This window comes from Actinoplanes sp. NPDC051343, assembly GCF_044455125.1.
In the GTDB taxonomy this organism is placed as follows: Bacteria; Actinomycetota; Actinomycetes; order Mycobacteriales; family Micromonosporaceae; genus Actinoplanes.
Map to the genome: position 1 here is coordinate 104626 of NZ_JBITEL010000016.1, position 19146 is coordinate 123771.

General features: G+C 70.5%; 17 protein-coding genes. 9 read left to right on the forward strand and 8 right to left on the reverse strand.

Annotated elements, in window-relative coordinates:
• Positions 1-57: 57 nt before the first annotated feature.
• The 4 genes from ACIA5C_RS40270 (at position 58) to ACIA5C_RS40285 (ending at position 3477) form a co-directional block, all read left to right on the forward strand.
• Positions 58-1008, forward strand: coding sequence for a MurR/RpiR family transcriptional regulator (locus tag ACIA5C_RS40270; RefSeq protein ID WP_396064882.1), 951 nt, complete (start codon positions 58-60; stop codon positions 1006-1008).
• A complete protein-coding gene (locus tag ACIA5C_RS40275; RefSeq protein ID WP_396064884.1) occupies positions 1005-1742 on the forward strand; it encodes a sugar isomerase domain-containing protein in 738 nt (245 codons plus the stop codon). Before ACIA5C_RS40270 ends, ACIA5C_RS40275 begins: the two co-directional genes overlap by 4 nt.
• Before the next feature lie 144 nt (positions 1743-1886).
• Entirely contained in the window at positions 1887-2366 is a 480-nt protein-coding gene (locus tag ACIA5C_RS40280; RefSeq protein WP_396064886.1) for a hypothetical protein, read from the forward strand.
• A 94-nt stretch (positions 2367-2460) separates the two neighbouring features.
• Positions 2461-3477 (forward strand): YbhN family protein, encoded by a 1017-nt coding sequence (locus ACIA5C_RS40285; protein WP_396064888.1) that lies wholly within the window; start codon positions 2461-2463, stop codon positions 3475-3477.
• On the opposite strand, the gene ACIA5C_RS40290 is transcribed toward ACIA5C_RS40285, so the two are convergent.
• Both ACIA5C_RS40290 and ACIA5C_RS40295 read right to left on the reverse strand, forming a co-directional pair.
• Positions 3440-3583 (reverse strand): hypothetical protein, encoded by a 144-nt coding sequence (locus ACIA5C_RS40290; protein ID WP_396064890.1) that lies wholly within the window; start codon positions 3581-3583, stop codon positions 3440-3442. The genes ACIA5C_RS40285 and ACIA5C_RS40290 overlap by 38 nt on opposite strands.
• Positions 3584-3949: 366 nt before the next feature.
• Positions 3950-4645, reverse strand: a complete 696-nt coding sequence (locus tag ACIA5C_RS40295; protein ID WP_396064892.1) for a hypothetical protein — start codon at positions 4643-4645, stop codon at positions 3950-3952.
• Between the two features lie 71 nt (positions 4646-4716).
• On the opposite strand from ACIA5C_RS40295, the gene ACIA5C_RS40300 reads away from it, so the two are divergent.
• From ACIA5C_RS40300 to ACIA5C_RS40310, 3 genes are all read left to right on the forward strand, one after another.
• Positions 4717-5445: a VOC family protein gene (locus ACIA5C_RS40300; RefSeq protein WP_396064894.1), complete on the forward strand. Its 729-nt coding sequence runs from the start codon at positions 4717-4719 to the stop codon at positions 5443-5445.
• A gap of 241 nt (positions 5446-5686) precedes the next feature.
• A complete protein-coding gene (locus ACIA5C_RS40305; RefSeq protein ID WP_396064896.1) occupies positions 5687-8515 on the forward strand; it encodes a hypothetical protein in 2829 nt (942 codons plus the stop codon).
• Positions 8516-8523: 8 nt separating this feature from the next.
• Positions 8524-11553 carry a BTAD domain-containing putative transcriptional regulator gene (locus ACIA5C_RS40310; RefSeq protein WP_396064898.1) on the forward strand — a complete coding sequence of 1010 codons (3030 nt, stop codon included), beginning with the start codon at positions 8524-8526 and terminating at the stop codon, positions 11551-11553.
• Here ACIA5C_RS40310 and ACIA5C_RS40315 read toward each other — a convergent pair.
• Entirely contained in the window at positions 11537-12283 is a 747-nt protein-coding gene (locus ACIA5C_RS40315) for an ABC transporter permease (protein WP_396064900.1), read from the reverse strand. The two genes, ACIA5C_RS40310 and ACIA5C_RS40315, sit on opposite strands and share 17 nt — an antisense overlap.
• Positions 12280-13218 carry an ATP-binding cassette domain-containing protein gene (locus tag ACIA5C_RS40320; protein ID WP_396064902.1) on the reverse strand — a complete coding sequence of 313 codons (939 nt, stop codon included), beginning with the start codon at positions 13216-13218 and terminating at the stop codon, positions 12280-12282. Before ACIA5C_RS40320 ends, ACIA5C_RS40315 begins: the two co-directional genes overlap by 4 nt.
• Positions 13219-13283: 65 nt before the next feature.
• Here ACIA5C_RS40320 and ACIA5C_RS40325 point away from each other — a divergent pair, with 65 nt between their 5' ends.
• Positions 13284-13694: an OsmC family protein gene (locus tag ACIA5C_RS40325; protein ID WP_396064904.1), complete on the forward strand. Its 411-nt coding sequence runs from the start codon at positions 13284-13286 to the stop codon at positions 13692-13694.
• Between the two features lie 25 nt (positions 13695-13719).
• Positions 13720-14175, forward strand: coding sequence for a hypothetical protein (locus ACIA5C_RS40330; protein ID WP_396064906.1), 456 nt, complete (start codon positions 13720-13722; stop codon positions 14173-14175).
• Here ACIA5C_RS40330 and ACIA5C_RS40335 read toward each other — a convergent pair.
• The 4 genes from ACIA5C_RS40335 to ACIA5C_RS40350 form a co-directional block, all read right to left on the reverse strand.
• Positions 14108-14902 carry a hypothetical protein gene (locus ACIA5C_RS40335; protein ID WP_396064908.1) on the reverse strand — a complete coding sequence of 265 codons (795 nt, stop codon included), beginning with the start codon at positions 14900-14902 and terminating at the stop codon, positions 14108-14110. The genes ACIA5C_RS40330 and ACIA5C_RS40335 overlap by 68 nt on opposite strands.
• A gap of 221 nt (positions 14903-15123) precedes the next feature.
• Entirely contained in the window at positions 15124-15345 is a 222-nt protein-coding gene (locus ACIA5C_RS40340; RefSeq protein WP_396064910.1) for a hypothetical protein, read from the reverse strand.
• Positions 15342-18353, reverse strand: coding sequence for an SUMF1/EgtB/PvdO family nonheme iron enzyme (locus tag ACIA5C_RS40345; protein WP_396064912.1), 3012 nt, complete (start codon positions 18351-18353; stop codon positions 15342-15344). The genes ACIA5C_RS40340 and ACIA5C_RS40345 overlap by 4 nt, the downstream gene beginning before the upstream one ends.
• Positions 18350-19111, reverse strand: coding sequence for an SDR family NAD(P)-dependent oxidoreductase (locus ACIA5C_RS40350; protein WP_396064914.1), 762 nt, complete (start codon positions 19109-19111; stop codon positions 18350-18352). The genes ACIA5C_RS40345 and ACIA5C_RS40350 overlap by 4 nt, the downstream gene beginning before the upstream one ends.
• Positions 19112-19146: the final 35 nt, after the last annotated feature.

A 19146-nucleotide genomic window follows, 5' to 3' on the forward strand; every position in this document is an offset into this window, starting at 1 on the left:
AAACTGTTGTTGACTAGACGGCGTGCCGGTCGTAATTTTCATCAGCAACGGCGATCGATGAAAACGATGTCCATCGAAGGGGTGGCCGGCGTGACGGGAGCGAGCGGCGGGCTGCTGGCGCGGCTGCGGATCGAGGGGCCGGGCATGCCGGAGGCCCTGGCGCGGATCGCCGAGACGATCCTGGCCGACCCGGAGACCGCGGCCCACGCCAGCATCGTCGACCTGGCCGAACGGTCCGGCACCTCGACCGCGACCGTGACCCGGTTCAGCCGCACGCTGGGGTTCAAGGGCTACGCCAACCTGCGAGTGGCGGTCGCGACCGAGACCGGGCGGGCCGAGCAGGCCCGCTGGGAGACCGACATCAGCGGTGACATCGCGCCCGACGACCCGCTGAGCGACGTGCTCGGCGTGGTCACCGCGGCCGACACGCGGGCGATCCAGGGCACGGCGGCCGCGTTGCGGATCGACGACGTCGAGCGGGTGGCCGCCGCGATCGCCGAGGCGAAGCGGGTCGAGATCTTCGGGATCGGCAGCAGCGGCACGGCGGCGGGCGAGATGGCGTTCCGGCTCGAGCGCATCCGGGTGCCGGTGTGGAGCCGGTCCGACTCGCACACCGCGCTGACCAACGCCGCGCTGCTGCTGCCCGGCGACGTCGCCATCGGGCTGTCGCACTCGGGCCGCACGCGGGAGGTCATCGAGACGCTCGCCGAGGCCGCCGACCACGGTGCGCTGACCGTGGCCGTGACCAGCTTCGGGCGGTCACCGCTGGCCGAGGTGGCCGACATCGTGTTCACGACCGCGGCCATGGAGACCACGTTCCGGCTGGCCGCGCTCTCCGCGCTGCACTCCCAGCTGCTGGTGCTCGACCTGATCTACGTCGCGGTCGCCCAGCGGACGTACGAGCGCACCGCCGAGGCGCTCGAGCTCACCGTCCGCGCCGTGGACGCCCATCGACTGCCCGAGAAGATCCCGTCCCGCAAGCGCGGGCGGCAGAGAGGACAGCAATGAGCTTCTTGGAGATCGTGCAGGCGGCCGTGGCCGAGGTCGGCGGCGGCCAGCGCGAGCAGAAGGCCCGCGCTGCCGCCCTGCTGACCGAGACCGTGCTGGCGGGGGGAGTGATCCAGGCGTTCGGGTGCGGTCACTCCGAGGGCCTGGCGATGGAGATCGCGGGCCGGGCCGGTGGCCTGGTGCCGACCAACCGGATCGCGCTGCGCGACGTCGTCCTCTACGGTGGCGAGCCGGCCGAGGTGCTGGCCGACCCGATGTTCGAGCGCCGGCCGGAGATCGCGCACCGGCTCTACGAGCTGGCACCGGTCAAGCCGGACGACTGCTTCGTGATCGCCAGCAACTCCGGCATCAACGGCGCCGTCGTCGAGATGGCCCTGCTGGTCAAGCAGCGTGGCCACAAGCTGATCGCGCTGACCAGCGCCAAGCACTCGGCCGGGGTCGACTCGCGGCACCCGAGCGGCCGGAAGCTCAGTGAGATCGCCGACGTGGTGCTCGACAACGGGGCGCCCTACGGCGACGCGGCCGTGCCGATCCCGGGCGGGGGAGCGGTCGGCGCGATCTCGTCGATCACCGCGGCGCTGCTGGCCCAGCAGATCGTCGCCGAGGTGGTCACCAACCTGCTCGCGGCGGGAGTTACCCCGCCGATCTATCTGTCGGACAACGTGCCCGGCGGAAAAGAGCACAACGCTCTGATCGAGGCGCGCTACGCCGGTCGCATCCGGCGCACCGCATAGCGGAAATCCCCCTACGAAATATCTGCCCAACGGCGGGTGGGGCGCGCCCGGGCCGATCAACTACCAGACCAGCTGGTACACCTACCAGAACGAGCCCTGGTACGCCGACAACGTGCACTCCGAGGAACGGAAGAGCTTCGACGGGTGGCACGACAGTACTACCCGCGCCAGACGATGACCATCAACTGGAACCTGTGGTTCATCGACACCGCCGCACACAGCGGCGGGCTCTCGACGTACGCCGAGCAGGTCGACTGGGTGCTCTTCGCCAAGAACCAGGTGCTCAGCCCGGCCCAGGCGACCGCGCAGGCGGCGGCCTACCGTACGGGCGGGAACGCTTTCACGGACACGGTCAGCTCGACCGGCGGTTGCACGACCACGCCCCCGCCGACCACCGGACCCACCACCACACCCCCTCCCGCGGCCGATCGCTCCGGTGCGCCCGAGTGGAACTTCTCGTCGGTCTACACCGGCGGGTCGGTGGTCAAGCACGACAAGAGCAAGTACGGCGACCCGAACGGTCCCGCCTCCGGGCAGGGCAAGCACCTCTGGAAAGCGAAGTATTGGACGCAGGGGGTGGAACCGGGCTGGACCGACCAGTGGCAGGACCTCGGTCACTGCTGATTCGCGCTGTTCCTGCCGGGCGGTCCGGACGCGGGCCGCCCGTTTGCGTCACACCTGCTGGCCCCCGGTTGCCGCGGTGCGGAAGTATCGGCCCGTGCCCAGCGCGAAACGGACCTGGTCCCGGCTCCGGCTGCCCCTGATCCTGGCGGCCGCGACCGGGCTTGCGGCGTTCGGTCTGTGGGGACGCCTGCCCGACCCGCGCTCCTTCCTCAGCGCGTTCACCGGAGCCGACTATTGGTGGGTCGCGCTCGCCGTACTGCTCCAAGCCGTGTCGCTCGGTGCTTTCGCATGGCAGCAACGTCTGCTGATGGGCGCCCTCGGCGTACGGCTGAAAGCGCGGCAGGCCGCGCTGGTGACACTGGCCCGCACCGCCCTCTCGATCTCCATGCCGGCCGGCGGAGCCGTGTCGGCGGCCTACGCGGTCCGCGAGTACGAACGCACCGGAATCCCGCGCGAGGTCGGCACCGCCTCGATGATCGTGTCCGGGCTGGCCTCGATCGGTGGCCTGGCCCTGCTCTACGTGGCCGGCTTCGCCGCGCTCGTCACCACCGACCCGCATCTGCTGGCCGGACCGCGCCCCCTGATCGTCGTCGCGGTCCTGGCCGCACTGACCTTCGGCGCGATAGCCGCCGGACGCCGTTGGATGCGCCGGCCGGCCCGCTCGGCCGGCGCCGGCTTCATCGGCCGCACCCTGGCGTCGGCCCGCGAGGGCTGGCGGGCCGGTGCGTCACTGCGGGCCCGCGACTGGATCGTGTCGGTGCTGCTGCTCGGCATCAACTGGCTCACCGACCTGCTCTGCCTGGCCGCGACGTGCCGGGCGGTCGGCCTGCCGGTCGGGGCGACCACGCTGGCCGGCATCTACCTGGGTGTGCAGATCGTCCGCCAGGTGCCGCTGACCCCCGGCGGGGTCGGCGTCATCGACACCGCGCTGATCGCCGGCCTGACCGCGGCCGGCGCAACGGCGGCGACCGCGGTGGCCGCGGTCCTGGTCTACCGCCTGATCTCCTGCTGGCTGCTGCTGCCACTGGGCGGCGTAGCCGCGGTCCTGCTGCGCCGGCGCCGCCCCGAAGCGGTCAGGCGCCGGCAAGCAAAGCGGCGAGCAGCGGCCTGATCTCCGCGGGCCGCAGGTTGAGCCCGTCCAGCTCGCCGGGCGTGGCCCAGCGCAGCCCGAAGCGGTTGCCCGGCCGGTTGTCGACCGCCTCCTGACCGCCCAGCACCCGTGCTGCGGCGGCCGGTTGCCGGTAGGTCGGCGCTGCCGGGGCGTTCGACGCTCAAGGGATAGCGTTGGCGGTGCGCGAGGGCACGATCCGGGCGGCCGTGGGCGGGGCCTCGGTGGCCGGCACGGGCAAGATCGCGGCATCGGCGTCACGGTGTCGTTCCTGATCGCCGACGTGCATACCGGCGGGTTCCGGTCAGGGCCCGCCGATCGGACCGACACATCCCCCGCCGCTCGAACGCCGTCGCTCAAGGACGCGCGCTACCGCTAGCCGCCGGTTTGGCCGTTCGCTTGGCCCGGCTTGACGTTTGTGGCTCGGGAGGCCGCCACGGGTTACCGTTTCGACGCTGGCGACGGCCGTCCGCGGTCATGCGGGATCGGGCGGTGATGGGACCAGTTGGCGGAGGCCCTCGAGGGTGCCGATGGCCGGCCGGAAGTCGGGGCGGGCGGTGTAGAGGTTGACCGCCCACGCGGTGAAGCCGCGGTCGGCGCCCGTGCGGATGGCGGTGCCGGGGCGCAGGCCGCGCTTGACGATCAGGTCGGGGCGGCCGACGCGGAGCTTGACGCCGTAGGTGGTCGGCTCGGCGGCGGCGCCCGCCTCCCACGGCACGAACAGCGAGCCCAGAGGCTGCCGGTCGAGCAGGCCGTCGGGACGCAGGAACAGGCCGTAGCTCGATCGGAGCACGCCGCCCCACTGCAGGGGCGCGAGCAGTATCAGCAGCACGACGACCGTGACCTGCACCGCGTCGACGTGCCAGCCGCGCCGGGCCGCGTCGATGCTCTCGGCGGCCAGGGTCACCGACATCGCGGTGAATGCTCCGGCCGACATGATGGCGCCGAGGGGCGGCGCCGACGTGAAGGCGCCCGCGTGCACCTGGAACGTCTGCGGCTGGCGCGCGTTGAGGGCAATGAGCGGGGCCAGCGCGAGGCCCACCCAGAACAGGCCCAGCAGGCCCAGGGCGACGGCCGACACGACCGGGATCTCGGCGAGCCGCAGCACCGCGAGGGCGACCGTGGCCGTCAGGACGCCGACGAGGAAGGCGAGGCGGTGCCGGACCAGCATGGCCGCCATCGTAGGGCACGGTGCGCGGCAATTCGGTGGCCGGGTTCGCGGAGCGCACCTAGTCTGCCGGGATGACGTCCCAGCTGTTTGCGGTCTGCTTCGATGCCCGGTCACCGCAGCGCCTGGCGGCGTTCTGGTCGGCGCTGCTGGGCTGGGAGGCGGAGGGTGATGCGCTGCTCCCGGGCGACGGCACCGGGTTCCGGCTGCGGTTCCTGGCGAGCGACGAGCCCAAGGCGGTGCCCAACCGCATGCATTTCGACCTGACGAGCACGTCGCTGGAGGGGCAGCAGGAGACCGTCGCCCGGGCGCTCGAGCTGGGCGGCCGCCACATCGACGTGGGTCAGAAGCCGGAAGAGGGGCACGTGGTGCTCGCCGACCCGGAGGGCAACGAGTTCTGCGTCATCGAGCCGGGCAACCAGTTTCTGGCCGGCTGCGGCTTCGTCGGCGCCCTGTCGTGCGACGGCTCGCAGGCGGTCGGCTACTTCTGGAGTGAGGCGCTCGGCTGGCCGCTGGTCTGGGATCAGAACCAGGAGACCGCGATCCGCTCGCCGCACGGCGGTCCGAAGGTCACCTGGGGCGGGCCGCCGCTCGATCCCCGGGTCGGCAAGGGCCGCGTCCACTTCGACCTGCGGCCCGAGAGCGATCCGTCGGCCGAGCTCGACCGCCTGCTCGCACTCGGCGCCACCCGTCCCGGCTCGTCCGACGCGAGCCGGGTCGAGCTCGCCGACCCGGACGGCAACGAGTTCTGCCTGCTGCTCGGCGCCGTACGGCCGCCGCGGAACGATTCCGCAGCCGCCTGAGCGGATGGTTTGCCCGCCGCCTGCCCCGAATCAGGCCGGCGGGCGGCCTCAGTCCCACCGGCGGCTGGTCGGCGGCGGGCGGTCACCGCGCGCTGTCAGGTCCACAATGCGGTGTCTCAGTTGCGGCGGGTTCTGGCGGGGGGCGGCGGTGCGGCTGAGGCTGGCCGGTCGGTGGTCATCACGGCCAAGCGTGACCGAATCGGGGGTGGCGGTGTCCGCAGGCCTTTCCTAGATTGCGGACATGGGGGCGGACGAGCTGTGGCGGCGGCTGGCGGAGGCGAGCCGCACCGGGGAGATCGTGGACTCGCCGGGGGTGATTCCGGCCGAAGAGCTGCGTAAGGCGTTGCTGCGGCCGCCCGGGTCGGGCGAGCATCCGACGGGGCAGTTGCATCTGCAGGGGGTGGAGATCGACGGGGATCTCGACCTGCGGGGGGCCACGCTCGGGATTCAGCTGACGTTGATCGACTGCATGGTCCGGGGTGGTCTCAACCTGCTCGAGGCGTCGTTGCCGGGGCTGCAGCTGGATCGGACGGTCGCGGCGTGGATCGACGCGGCCACCTGTGTGATCACGCTGGAGGTGTGGCTCAAGGAGTCGTCGTTCCCGGCCGGGGTGGATTTCACCGACGCGCGCGTGGGCGGGTCGATGCACCTGGACGGGTCGGTGTTCGGGCCGCACGACCGGGACGACGCGATCGCGGCCGTGCCCCGCGGGTGCCCGATCCGGATGCGGCGGCTGACCATCGGCGGCATCCTGAGCGCGCCCCGGATCGACTGCCGGGGGCTGTTCGACCTGGCCAACTCCCGGATCGGCGGTGACTTCGAGCTGGACAGCGCGCGGCTCGCGGCGCCGCCCCGCTCGGCGGTCGACCCGGTGCCGGACACCGCGCTGAACGGGCCCGACCTGCGGGTCGCCGGGTCGCTGACCGCCGACCGCGACCACGACCGGGGGCGGCGGTCGATCGTGCACGCCGAGGTGCACCAGCGCCAGACCGGGTCGCTGCGCAGCGCCGACGACCTGCTCGAGGTGCACGGCCGGATGTACCTGCCCGGGGTGGTGATCGGCGGCGACGTCGATCTGAGCGCGGCCCGGCTCAGCGCGGGCGGCGGGCCGGTCGGCGACCGGCGGTCGACCGGGCCGAGCGGGGACGCCCAGTTCGACCCGGTCGCGGTGGTGGTGCTCGACCGGGCCGAGGTGCGCGGCAACGTCGAGCTGGACGACAGTTTCCAGGCCCACGGCAGCGTGCGGGCCAGCGGCATCGAGATCGGCGGCGATCTGCGGTTCGACCGGGCCGGCATCGGGATGCCGGCCGACACGATGTACGCCGTGGTCGCCGACGGAGCCGTCGTGCGGGGACAGATCACCGGCACCGATGCGCACGTGCACGGCGAGATCTGCCTGCAGGACGCCCGGATCCAGCACAACGTGCAGCTTCAGCGGTCGATCGTGCGGGCGCCCGGCGCCAACGCGGTCAACCTCAACCGGGCGACCATCGGCGGCACGGTCGACTGTGGACTGATGCGGGCCGAGGGATCGCTGCGACTGTCCGACGTCACGGCCGGTTCGGTGTTCGTCTCGGGGGCGTCGCTGAGCGCGCCCTGCGTCGTCGACCAGATGATCTATCAGGTGGGCGCCCGGGAGATCCCGTTCGACCCGCTGCTGAACCTGATCGGCGCGCAGATCACCGGGACGGTTCGCGGCAACCCGTCCGGGCAGCCGTTCCGGGCCCGCGGCTCGATCGCGCTCCGTGGGGCGCGGGTGTCGCGGTCGGTGCAGTTCATCTCGGCCGAGATCGCCTGCGACGACGGGCCGGCTGTCGACGCGTCGACGCTGACCTGCTCCGACCTGTTCCTGGCCGGGGTCGACACGGTCGGCGGTGTCCGGTTCACCGACGCGCGGATCTCCGGCGACGTCGATCTGACCGGGGCCCACCTGCGATGGGACCCGGAGTCGGTGGCCGACCTCGAGGCCGGTCGGCTGCCGCTGCCGTCGATCGACGGCGGGGCGGCCGAGATCGGCGGGGACGCCTGGTTCGACGGCACGCGAGCCGAGGGACTGGTCCGGCTGCGGAGGGCGACGGTGCGCCGGTCGGTCGGCATGAAGGACGTCGCGTACGGGGTGGCCGCCGTGTACGAGGCGAGCCTGCCCCTCGACGCCGAGGCCGCACGCAGCCGTCTGCGGATGCTGCCCGCGCTCGACGACGACTCGACGCTCCTGGCCCTCGACCTGGCCATGCTGCAGACCCCGGACCTGGTCGTGGCTCCGGCGCAGCCGCTGCGGGGCAACGTCGACATGTCGCGGGCGGTGATCCTCTCCTTCACCGACAACGGCAACCTGTGGGCGGCGGAGCGGCTCGACCTGCTCGGGCTGCAATACCAGGTGCACATCGACCTCGACGCCAAGCCGGGGGAGCAGGAGTGGGCGACCCAAATCCGCCGGTTCGAGAGCACCAAGATCCTCCCGCCGCCGTCGGCGTTGCAGACCGACGTGGCGCTGCCGACCGGGCAGCTCTCCCAGCCGTACCTGCAGCTGGCCGCGATCTATCGGGCCACCGGGTCCGACTCGATCGCCCGCCGGATCCTGTTCGAGATGCGCAAGCGGGAATGGGCGCAGCGTACGGCCTCGTCGAGCGGGATCCGCGGGCTCTGGATGGCGTTCGCGAGCCTCCTCTACCGGATCACCGTCGGCTACGGCTACCGCCTCCAGCTCGCGCTCTACTGGCTGCTCGGCCTGTGGCTGGCCGGCTTCGTCGTGTTCGCCTTCCTCGCCCCGTCCGAGGCGCCGTCACCGACCGCTGTGGTTGAGGACGGGCGCACTCAGGCCTGCGTGGTGCGGCCCGACGCCGACCCGGTGGCCGACCAGCCGGGCTACTGCGGCAACTTCTCGCCCGCGCTCTACAGCCTTGACCTGCTGGTGCCCGTGGTCGACCTGGGCCAGAAGTCGTCCTGGCACTACCGCAACGAGGCGATGCAGCTGCTCAGCGACTTCCTCCAGGTGGCCGGGTGGATCCTGGCGACTGCCGCCGCGACCGCCGCGCTCGGCCTGGTCGGGCGGGGCGACCACGAGCGTTAGGGTGTGCCGTGCAGATCGGGATGCTGGGTTCGTTCGAGGTGCGCACCGACGACGGCGGCCTCGCCGATGTGCCGGGCGCACGGTTGCGTGCGCTGCTGATCGCGCTCGCGCTGGAACCGGGCCGGGTGGTGCAGAAGGCGACGCTCGTCGACTGGATCTGGGGTTCCCAGCCGCCGGCCGACGCGTCGAACGCCCTGCAGCGGCTCGTGTCCCGGCTGCGCAAGGCGTTGCCGGCCGGCGCCATCGAGGGTCACTCGGAGGGCTACCGGCTGGCGGTGCCGCCGGACGCGGTCGACGCGGTCCGGTTCGAGCGTCTGGCCGGTCAGGGGCGGTTCCCGGAGGCGCTCGCGCTGTGGCGCGGTGCGGCGATGGCGGACGTCGGCCCGGTCGGCAGCGGGGTGTTCGACGCGGCGGTGACCAGGCTCGAGGGGCTGCGGCTGACGGCCCTCGAGGACCGGTCCGACGCCGAGATCAAGCTGGGTCACGGCGCGGCGCTGGTCACCGAGCTGACCGATCTGGTGGCCGCGCATCCGCTGCGGGAGCGGCTGGTCGGTGCGCTGATGCGGGCCCTCGCCGCGGACGGCCGGGAGAACGAGGCGATCGTCGTCTTCCAGCGCACGCGCGAGACGCTGGCCGAGTCGCTGGGTGTTGACCCGTCGCCCGATCTGTCGGCCGTTCATGTGGCGCTGCTGCGGGGTGAGACCGGGCGGCGGCAGTCCAACCTCCGGGCCGAGCTCACCAGCTACGTCGGGAAGAATGCCGACGTCTCGTCGGTGCGGACCCTGGTCGGGCAGCATCGCCTCACCACCCTGACCGGGCCCGGCGGCACCGGCAAGACGCGGCTGGCCACCGAAACCGGCCGCGCGCTCCTCGACGCCGTACCGGACGGGGTCTGGCTGGTCGAGCTGGCGGCCATCGGCGCCGACGGCGACGTCGCCCAGGCGACCCTGGCCGCGCTGGGCCGCCGCGACGCCATCCTCGGCGACGCCTCGATCGCCGAGACGGCCGACCGGGTCGTCGCCGCCCTCCGCGACCGCGAGGCGCTGCTGATCCTCGACAACTGCGAGCACGTGATCGAGCCGGCGGCCGCGTTCGCCTACCGGCTGCTCGGGGAGTGCCGGCGGCTGCGGATCCTGGCCACCAGCCGCGAACCGCTCGGCATCACCGGTGAGGCGCTCTGGCCGGTCGAGCCGCTCGACGTGCGCTCGGACGCCGTACAACTGCTGCGCGACCGGGCCGGCGCCGTCCGACCGGGCCTCGGCACCGAGCCGCACACGCTGGCCACGATGGAGCGGGTCTGCCGGGCGCTCGACGGGATGCCGCTGGCGATCGAACTGGCCGCGGCCCGGCTGCGCACGATGTCACTCGACCAGCTCGCCGACCGCCTCGACGACCGTTTCCGCCTGCTGACCGGGGGCAGCCGCACCGCGCTGCCCCGGCACCGGACGCTGCGGGCGGTCGTCGACTGGAGCTGGGAACTGCTCTCCGACGCCGAGCGGACCGTGCTGCGGCGGCTCTCGGTGTTCTCCGGCGGGGCGACCCTGGAGGCGGCCGAGAGGGTCTGCGCCGGCGACGCCCTGGAGCTGCTGACCGCGCTGACCGAGAAGTCGCTCGTGGTCACCGACGGCGGCCGGGCGCCGCGTTACCGCATGCTCGGCACGATCAAGGAGTACGCCGAGCGCCGGCTCGCCGAGGCGTGGGAGTCCGACCTGACCCGGCGCGCGCATCTGGACTACTTCACCTCGCTCGCCGAGGAGGCCGAACCGCACCTGCGCCGGGCCGAGCAGCTTCAGTGGCTGGCCCGGCTCGAGGCCGAGCACGACAACATCGGGGCCGCGATGCGCGGTGCCCTCGCGGCCGGCGAGACCAACGGCGCGATGCGGCTGGCCGCCAACGCCGGCTGGTACTGGTGGCTCGGCGGGCACAAGGCCGAGGGCAACGACCTGATCATGGCCGCCGCGACCATGCCCGGCGAGGCCGACGACGAGCACCGGGCCGTGGTGCTGGCCCTCGTCACCATGTTCGTCACCTCCGGCCACGGCGACCAGTTCCTCGCCGAGGACTGGATCCGCAAGGCCGACGAGGTCGTGAAGCGGGTGCACGGCGGCCACCCGGCGCTGCAGTTCGTGCCCGCGATGGAACGCATGCTGCGCGGGCCGCAGGACCTGCCGACCGCGTTCGACCCCCTGCTCATCGCCGACGACCCGTGGGTGCGCGCCCTGGCCCGCCTGCAGGCGGGCAAGATGCGGGTGATGCTGGGCGACGGCAGCCGCGAGGCCGACACCCAGCTCGAGGCGGCGCTCGACGAGTTCCGCGCGCTCGGCGAACGCTGGGGAATCTCGTTCGCCCAGACGGAACTGGCCAACCGGCTCGGCACCCGCGGCGACTTCGCCCGCGCCTGCGAGCTCTACGAGCAGGCGATCGCGGTCGTCGCCGAGATCGGCGTCACCGAGGACGTGGTGTCGCTGCGCGCCCGGCAGGCCCAGCTCTACTGGCTGAAGGGCGACCGGGCGGCGAGCGCCTCGGCGATGGCCGAGGCGCAGCGGTACGCCCAACGGGTCGCCTGGCCGAGCGCGCTGGCCGAACTGGCCCTGTCGAGGGTCGAGATCGCGCGGTGGGACGGTGACGTCGGCGAGGCCCGCCGCCAGCTCACCATCGCGACCGCGATGCTGGGCGAGGAGGCCGGGGCGGGCAACGTCGCAGGGCTCCTGCAGAACCTGCTCGGCTACCTCGCGTCCTCCCTCCAGGCGGCTCGGGAGCACCGCGTCGCGGCCCTGCGGGCGACCGCCGGCACGGGCATCGCACCGCTGATCGCCACCGTGCTGGTCGGGATCGCCGACCATGCCGTGCGGCAGGAACAATTCGAGCGGGCCGCGCGGCTGCTCGCCGCGAGCGATGCCGTCCGCGGCCTGCCGGACCGTGCCAACCCCGATGCGGAGCGGATCTCACGCGAAGTCGAGCGCCGCCTCGGTTCTGCCTTCACCGAGACGGCGCTTCCGGACTGGCGGGAGCTGGCCGAGGTCACACTCGCTTCGTGAACGTCGACGTCGCCCAGACGTAACCGACGATCGCGATACCCGCGCACCAGGCCAGCGCGGTGATCAGGTGACCGGTGTGCGGCGTGCCGGCCAGCAGGTCCCGGAAGGTCTCGATGATCGGCGTGAACGGCTGATATTCGGCGAACTGCTTGACGCCGGCACCCATCTTGTCGGCCGGGACGATCGCGCTGCTGAAGAACGGCAACATGATCAGCGGGACGGTGCCGATGGCGGCCGTCTCCGGCGACTTGGCGAACAGGCCCAGGGCGACCGTGAACCAGCCGATCGCGAAGCCCACCAGCAGTACCAGCCCGGCGACACCGAGCCAGTCGAGCAAGCTCGCCGACGGGCGGAAGCCGAGAGCGAACGCCGTACCGACGATGGCCGCCACCGCGATCACGTTGTTGACCATGCTGCCGATCACCTGACCGGTCAGCACGGCGCCCCGCGAGACGTCCATGACCTTGAACCGGTTGATGATGCCCTTGGTCATGTCGGAGTTGGCGGCGGTCGCGGTGGCGCTCAGGCCGTAGCAGATCGCCAGCAGGATCATGCCGGGCGTCGCGTAGTCCACGTAGTGCTCGCCGACGCTGAACGCGTCGCCCAGCACATAGACGAACATCAGCATGAGGATGACCGGGAAGAGGATCGCGTTGAAGACCGAGATCGGGTTCCGGATCGTGTGTTTGAAGTTGCGTCGCAGCATGATCGCCGAGTCACCCATGCTCATTTGTCGGTTCCTTCCGTGTTCGCGCTCGCATGACCGGTCAGGGCCAGGAAGACGTCGTCCAGATCGGGGGTGTGCACCGAGAGCTCCTCGGCCTCGATATCGTGCTCGGCGAGCCGGTCCAGCAGGGCCCGCAGGGACTTCGTGCCGCCGTCGCCCGGGACGGTCAGGGTCAGCGAGTCCTCGTCACGGGTCGAGCCGGCGAAAGCCTGGGCGGCCGCGTCCAGGTCGCGTACGCCCGCAAACCGCAACCGGACGTGCGAGCCGGGGAGCTGCCGCTTGAGCCCGGCCGGCGTGCCCTCGGCGACCAGCCGCCCCTGGTCGAGCACGGCGACCCGGTCGGCGAGCTGATCGGCCTCGTCGAGGTACTGCGTGGTCAGGAAGACGGTCACCCCGCCGGCCACCAGCTCGCGGATGATGCCCCACATCGTGCGGCGGCTCCGCGGGTCGAGGCCGGTCGTCGGCTCGTCCAGGAAAATGATCTCCGGGGTGCCGACCAGCGTCATCGCCAGGTCGAGCTTGCGGCGCATGCCGCCGGAGTAGGTCGACGACATCTTCTTCGCCGACCCGGTCAGGTCGAAGCGTTCCAGCAGCTCGGGCACGATCCGCCGGCCCACCCGGTGCAGATCGGCCATCAGCTGCAGGTTCTCCTCGCCGGTCAGCAGCTCGTCGACCGCCGCGAACTGGCCCGTCACGCCGATCGCCTTGCGGACCGCCTTGGCCTCGCGGACCACGTCATGGCCGCCGACCCGCACGGTGCCGCCGTCGGCCCTGCTCAGCGTCGTCAGCACGTTGATCGCCGTCGTCTTGCCGGCCCCGTTGGGGCCCAACAGGGAGAAAATCGTGCCCGCTTCGACGGTCAGGTCGATACCGCCGAGCACCGTCTTGTCACCGAAGGCCTTTCGCAGGCCGGAAACCTCGATCGCTGTGCCTCTCATGCCGACTACGTTCGAGGCCCGGCCTGTCACGCCTCTGACACGGCCCTGACACCGAGGAATCCGCCATGACGGGGTTGACCGTGGAACGGGTCGGCGAACACGAGTTCGTGGGCCGCAACGAGCGCGGGGCGACAGTCCGGATCGGCCGCAGCGGCCGCCCGGACTCGTTCTCGCCGGGCGAGTTGCTGCAGGTCGCGACCGCGGCCTGCGCCGCCGTGACAGTCGAGCAGCTGGTCACCCGTCGTGCCGGCGACGACGCGGAGCTGGTCGCGGTGGCCGACGCCTCCCGCAGCCCCGACGGCCGCGAATACGACGTGATCCGGGTGACCCTGCTCACCGACGATTCCTTCCTCGGCCTCCTCGACGACCGGACGCGGGAGCGGGTGGTGCGGGCGATGCGAACGGCGGTCGAGCGGGAATGCACGGTAAGCCGCACGGTCGAGCGGGGCGGCAGGGTTGAACTGGAGATCCGATGAGCACGAAGACGGGTAAGCTCGGGCGATGGGGCTCGAGTGGGGCAATGTCCCGTCGTGGGTCGCATCCGTCCTGACCAGCTTCTCGATCGGCCTCGCTGCCGTCTCTTACACCCGCGCGAACGGTGACCGGCGGCGCGCTCTCGACGAGGCCGAGCGGGCTCAGGCGGCCCGGGTCTCGCTCTGGTGGGTAAACCCGCGCAAGGCCCACGTCCGCAACAGCAACGACGTCGCGGTCACGGTCGAAGTGTCCGTGGCCGGGCGGGACACCGCCTCGGATCCGCTCGGGCTCGGGCCGGGCGAGACCAGGGTGCTCCAGTTGCCGGCCGGGCTAGCCGGTAAGCCGGTGGTGCTTTTGGTCGTCGACTCCTACGGCCGGCGATGGACCCGCCGGCCGGAGGGCATGCTGGAGCGTGTCACCAGCGAGAGTTCGGTCCCGCGTTCGACGCCATCATCGGAAAGGCCTCACTGGGAGGCGCGCTGACCACCTGATCGTCGAGGGCACCGCGGAGCTTCCAGAGAAAGGGGTCGGGCTCCGGCCGGGCGAAGATCTGCCGCCCGTACGCGACGCCGGCTGCCCCGGCCTCTACGGCGTTGACCGCCTTGGCGATGGCTTCGTCGCCGTCCTCGGTCAGGCGTTCGCCCGCGATGAGGACCGGTATGCCCATGGCCGAGTCGATCACCGTTCGGAATGAATCCACCGACCCGGTGTAGATCGTCTTGATCACCGAGGCGCCCAGCTCAACCGAGGCCCGCACGCCGTGGCGGACCAGCTCCGCGAACTTCTCAGGGTCATTGGCCCGCAGGTCGGTGTAGTTGTTGTCTGACCCGTCTGCATGACGGCCACGCGGGTAGGCGAAGGCCACGACAGGGAGAGCAACGGCTTGAGCCTCGGTCACCCGCCGGGACAGTACCTCGAGCTGCTCCGATTCGTACGGCGAGGTCAGGTTGACGTGGCAGGCGACCGCCTCGGCGCCGGCGAGCACCGCGTCGGCGACCGAGCCGACCGCGACCTTACGGGTGTGCTCGACCATGGTGGTGCTGGCGCTAAGGTTCATGATCGTCGGGGTATCGATGAGTTCACGCTGGGCAGCGCACAGCACGCCGCGGAATCCGAGGACAGCGGTGACGTGTTCGAGAACGTCCTTGCGGAGGAGCCTACGGACGTCACGGAGGTGGTCTTCAGGCCCTGAGATGAGGCCGTCGTCCAATGGCAGCCAAATTGCGGCGCGGTGGCCCGGAACCAGCCGGCGCAATCGCCGCTGGTAACCCACCTGTTCGATCACTTACTACCTCCGCGAACCGCCACTGTGGAAAGGCGACAGGTTAGCGCGGGTCAAGGGCCTCCGGCTAGTCGTTCGTTCTGCTGTCGCTCGTGTACGCAACGACATCAGAAACCTGGCGGTTATGGGCTGATTTCTCCAAATTTAGATCAGCCGAGCACGTCCGGGGTGTCATAGCGCACGAGGACTGAAAAGATCTCATCCGGCGACAGCGTCGATCCGAGATCCTCCAGCCGGCGCAGGATTTCGTCGTCATCCGAAGCCTTGTCGTCGGCCAGTAAGGCGATCTCGCCGATCGGATCTTCCGCATCGATCTGGCCGGCGCGCATGCGGTCGTCGGACGGTTTTCTGCCGCTGTCGTCCTCACTCACGGCGGTCCCTCCCTGATCACGTAACGGAATCCCACGTCGTCGTTCTGGGCCGCGACGTCCCCACGGCCACGGTACGCCGGGTGCGCACGCCAGGTCTCGTGTCGCCAGGAGCCTCCTTTGACGACCCTCCTTCCGTGGTCGCCCGCGGCGTAGTAGTCGAACAACCACTCGAACACGTTGCCCATCAGTTCGACCGCGAGGTCGTCACGCGTCTGGTCGTGGGTACCGAACGCGCCGATCGGTGTCGTCGCCTGCCAGTTGGTGTCCTGAGTGTTGCCGAACAGCACTCCGCCGGCCTCCTCGATCTCGTCGGTGTCGGTCAGTCCCCACGACCTCAGGCAGGCCGCCTCCCACTCGTTCTCGTTGGGGAGCCGGACCACGGCCCCGAGCCGGCGGCTCAACCAGGCGCAGTACGCGTTTGCCTCGAACCAGGAGACTCCGACGACCGGCTGCAAGGGGTTGCCCAGTGCCTTGCGGCGCCAAAACCGAGGCGCGGTGACCGATTTGGCCATGACGGCGTGGGCGTACTCGAACATCTCGTTCTCGGACATCGTTGCGAAACGCACCAGTGCGGCGGCACCGGCCGGGCTCGCCAGCTTGTTGCGCAGCAGCTCGATCGCCTTGGCAGGGTGAGTCTGCCGCAGCCGCGCCTGCCGTTTTTGCCAGTCCTCGACGAATTGCTCGGCCGCGCTGTGACGGGTCAACCATTGCCAGCCTTCGACCGTCCAGAGGCTCCGGTCGGCATACCCGCCGGCGTCTATGAATTCTGCGTATTCGGCATTGGACACCGGGAATCGGGAAATGCGGAACTGCGGCAGTTCCATAGTCCGGATTTCGCTGTAAACGTGACGGTCGGGTGGCCCCTGCACGCTGCGTCCGCCGAGGCGCCAGGTGCCCGGCGGCACCAGCATCGTTGCGTTGCGGTCGCCGTTCGCCGCGGACGGCAGGGTCCAGCCCAGATCGCCGAGGGCGGCGAGCACCTCGGCGCGGGCTGCCGGATCGGACATGGTGTCGAGCTGGGCGCGCAGTTGCTCGACGATGCGATCCCGCACCCCGTCGTCGGGCGCCTGACTCCGGATCGTGGCATAAACGTGGGCGGCAAGGACCGGATCGGCCAGGAGCAGCCGATCGGGCACTTCCGTTCCGCGAAGCTGGGCGGCGAACCGGAAAACTTCATCGAAGCGATGCCTGGCCTCGCCCGGCGCGACGCCGATCGACGGGATCGACGGACGGTCACGCTCCCGTTCCGCAAGGTCGAACAGTTCGTCGATCTCGCAGCCGAGCGCCGCGAACAGATGCTGCACGGACGGATGCGTATAACGGCTACCCTCGTCCGGTTGAAGGATGTGCAGGTCGGTTGCGGCCTTGACGACTTCGTCGGAGCTCACTCGATGACCGGTGATGCGATGGATGGCCCCGGTCAGAAACTCGGCGATCTCCCGGCGTGACATGGGTCGCCGCGCAGGGCTGCCGAGCGGCGACGGCAGGGTCAGTTCCTTCGCGAGCTGACTGAGCGCCTGGATCAACGGGATCATCTCGAGCTCGGGCCACGGGTCCCGGTTGGCCTCGGTGATCTCGTCCAGCCGGCTCGCGCTGGTTCCGGGAACCAGAGGGCCGTGGTAGATGTCGTGGTCCCACTCTCTGGTGATCGCGGCGGCCAGCCCGGCGCCGATCAGCCGCGCGCCCGTGGTGGCGACCCACGGTGTGCCGGACTCCAGGAAGGTCTTCAGCGCGAACGAGCTGGAGTACAGGCCGATCAGACCGGGATCCCTGGAGAAGGCCTGGGTGAGCTGACGGCCCTTGGCGACGTCCTTCTCCGTCGCGATCGCGATGATCTCCTCTTGCGACAGGGGAAGAATGGTGACCGAGCTGGGCTGACGGTCACGAGGGACATTCATCCGCACGACCTGATCGCGGGTGCGGCAGCTCACCACCACCTTGCCTGCTCCGCTCTCGAACAGCGCTTGGATCACATCCCGCCACTGCGACATCCATCGCTCGGGCTCCAACCCCCGTTGGCCGCCTTCGTTGAGACCATCGAGTAGAACGGTCCCGCCATCGCCGAGAAACTGATAGAAGTCACACCATTTGGACGTGTCCACCGCGGCTTTCCAGCGCTGCGCCAGCCAGGCGACGGAGATATCCGGGCTCCGTGCGGGTTGATCGGCCAAGGCTACATAGAAGGTCGGCGCAACCAGCCGACCGGGCTGCTGCCGCAGCAAACTCAGAGCGGCCTGCGCGTCGTAGTAGCTCAGCTGGAGCGTCTTACCGGAACCGGGTTCGCCGAGCAACAGCACCAACGGCCGGGTCAGGGGATCGTTGATCACGTCGCTGAGGGACAGGGGCTTGCGAGGCGCAACGGTCCGATCCTGCGGCCGGGTCAGCCGGAGATTGACGAACGAACGGCTGTGCTCGTGGGCGCTCCATGCCGCCAGACGCCGCAGTTCGTAGTCGACCTGACTCTCGGCCGGGCGTTGCGCGCGGAGGTCGGCCCACAACGACTCGGTGACCCGGACCACGCGTGGCTGAACCGGTTGGGTCAGCCGTTCGAGTAGCTTCTCCCGCGTTCCCACGACGCCGTCCTCCGGAGGGGATTCACGCGTCTTGTGCAACATGGGGAGCCGGCTGAACACCATCCCGGCCGGCCGGACGAGGTTTATCAGATCGGTCGCGAGCGGACCCATGCCGACCTCGTCGATCCGGCCCGTCCAGCGAAGGCTGACATCGCGCGGCCAAGGCGCCGGCGCCGCGGTATCGTAGCCGGGTGGTTCAACCGCGATGGTCATCGAGCTGAGGTTGAACAGGCTCGTGATGGTCGCCTGCTCGGTCGGCGTCAGCGGCCGCCGGGCGAGTACCACCAGGAACTCGATGCCGGTGCTCCGCTGGCTTCGCGCGATCACCGCCTGCTGGCCGCCCGAGAGGAGCCGGGCCTGCAGGTCTTCGGCGGCGACCTGGCTGTCGCTCCAAATGCCGAAGCGGACCGGGGGCGGAAACGAGTGTTCGCTCATCGCAGGATCTGTCCACCGTCTACCGGTATCGAGGCGCCGTTGATGAAGCTTGCCTCCGGGCTGGCCAGATAGAGGGCCGCGGACGCTACCTCACCGGCGGTGGCCATGCGTCCGAACGGATTCATCGTGCGGTACTCGTCGAGGACGCTGTCGACCGAGGTGCCGCGCAGGTCGGCCCGCTCATGGGCGATCCGGTTGATCATTTCGGAGTCGATGGCGCTCGGGCAGATCTCGTTGCAGGTGACGCCGACAGTCGCATACTCGAGGGCTAAGGCCCTGGTCAGGCCGGTCAACGCGTGCTTGGAGGCTACGTAGGGCGCACGGTGGGTCGCCGCTCGCAGGCTGTAGACGGATCCGACGTTGATGATTCGTCCCCAGCCGCGGCGCAGCATGCCGGGGAGCATCGCTTGGGCGAGCAGGAATGGCACGGTCACGTTGATCCGGAACATCTCGTCCCAGACTGAGGGGACGACGACGTGCGCCTGGGCCTCCGAGATGTTGATCCCGGCGCAATTCACCAGCACGTCTACGTCGACGTCCGGCGGCCTGAAGTCGCCCGAGAAGTCAAGCTTGAATCCATCAGCACCCCAGTCACTGGCCAGGCGGCCCGCGGCATCGTCATTACGCACGTACTGGAAAGACGTGTGGTGCCCCGCCTTGGCAAAGGCGATGACAATCGCCTCACCAAGGGTTCCCGTGCCGCCGGTAACGAAGACGTGGAGGGGATTCGGGGCATCGCGCCTGACTGCATCCGACATATCGCCTCCGCCATAGACAATCGTCGACTGACACA

What these genes read in the sequence shown, in the direction of transcription:
- ACIA5C_RS40320 (WP_396064902.1), bottom strand. Translation starts at nt 13,218, where the DNA reads ATGAGAGGCACAGCGATCGAGGTTTCCGGCCTGCGAAAGGCCTTCGGT.
- ACIA5C_RS40300 (WP_396064894.1), top strand. Translation starts at nt 4,717, where the DNA reads ATGACGTCCCAGCTGTTTGCGGTCTGCTTCGATGCCCGGTCACCGCAG.
- ACIA5C_RS40275 (WP_396064884.1), top strand. Translation starts at nt 1,005, where the DNA reads ATGAGCTTCTTGGAGATCGTGCAGGCGGCCGTGGCCGAGGTCGGCGGC.
- ACIA5C_RS40315 (WP_396064900.1), bottom strand. Translation starts at nt 12,283, where the DNA reads ATGAGCATGGGTGACTCGGCGATCATGCTGCGACGCAACTTCAAACAC.
- ACIA5C_RS40270 (WP_396064882.1), top strand. Translation starts at nt 58, where the DNA reads ATGAAAACGATGTCCATCGAAGGGGTGGCCGGCGTGACGGGAGCGAGC.
- ACIA5C_RS40305 (WP_396064896.1), top strand. Translation starts at nt 5,687, where the DNA reads ATGGGGGCGGACGAGCTGTGGCGGCGGCTGGCGGAGGCGAGCCGCACC.
- ACIA5C_RS40350 (WP_396064914.1), bottom strand. Translation starts at nt 19,111, where the DNA reads ATGTCGGATGCAGTCAGGCGCGATGCCCCGAATCCCCTCCACGTCTTC.
- ACIA5C_RS40325 (WP_396064904.1), top strand. Translation starts at nt 13,284, where the DNA reads ATGACGGGGTTGACCGTGGAACGGGTCGGCGAACACGAGTTCGTGGGC.
- ACIA5C_RS40295 (WP_396064892.1), bottom strand. Translation starts at nt 4,645, where the DNA reads ATGCTGGTCCGGCACCGCCTCGCCTTCCTCGTCGGCGTCCTGACGGCC.
- ACIA5C_RS40345 (WP_396064912.1), bottom strand. Translation starts at nt 18,353, where the DNA reads ATGAGCGAACACTCGTTTCCGCCCCCGGTCCGCTTCGGCATTTGGAGC.
- ACIA5C_RS40330 (WP_396064906.1), top strand. Translation starts at nt 13,720, where the DNA reads ATGGGGCTCGAGTGGGGCAATGTCCCGTCGTGGGTCGCATCCGTCCTG.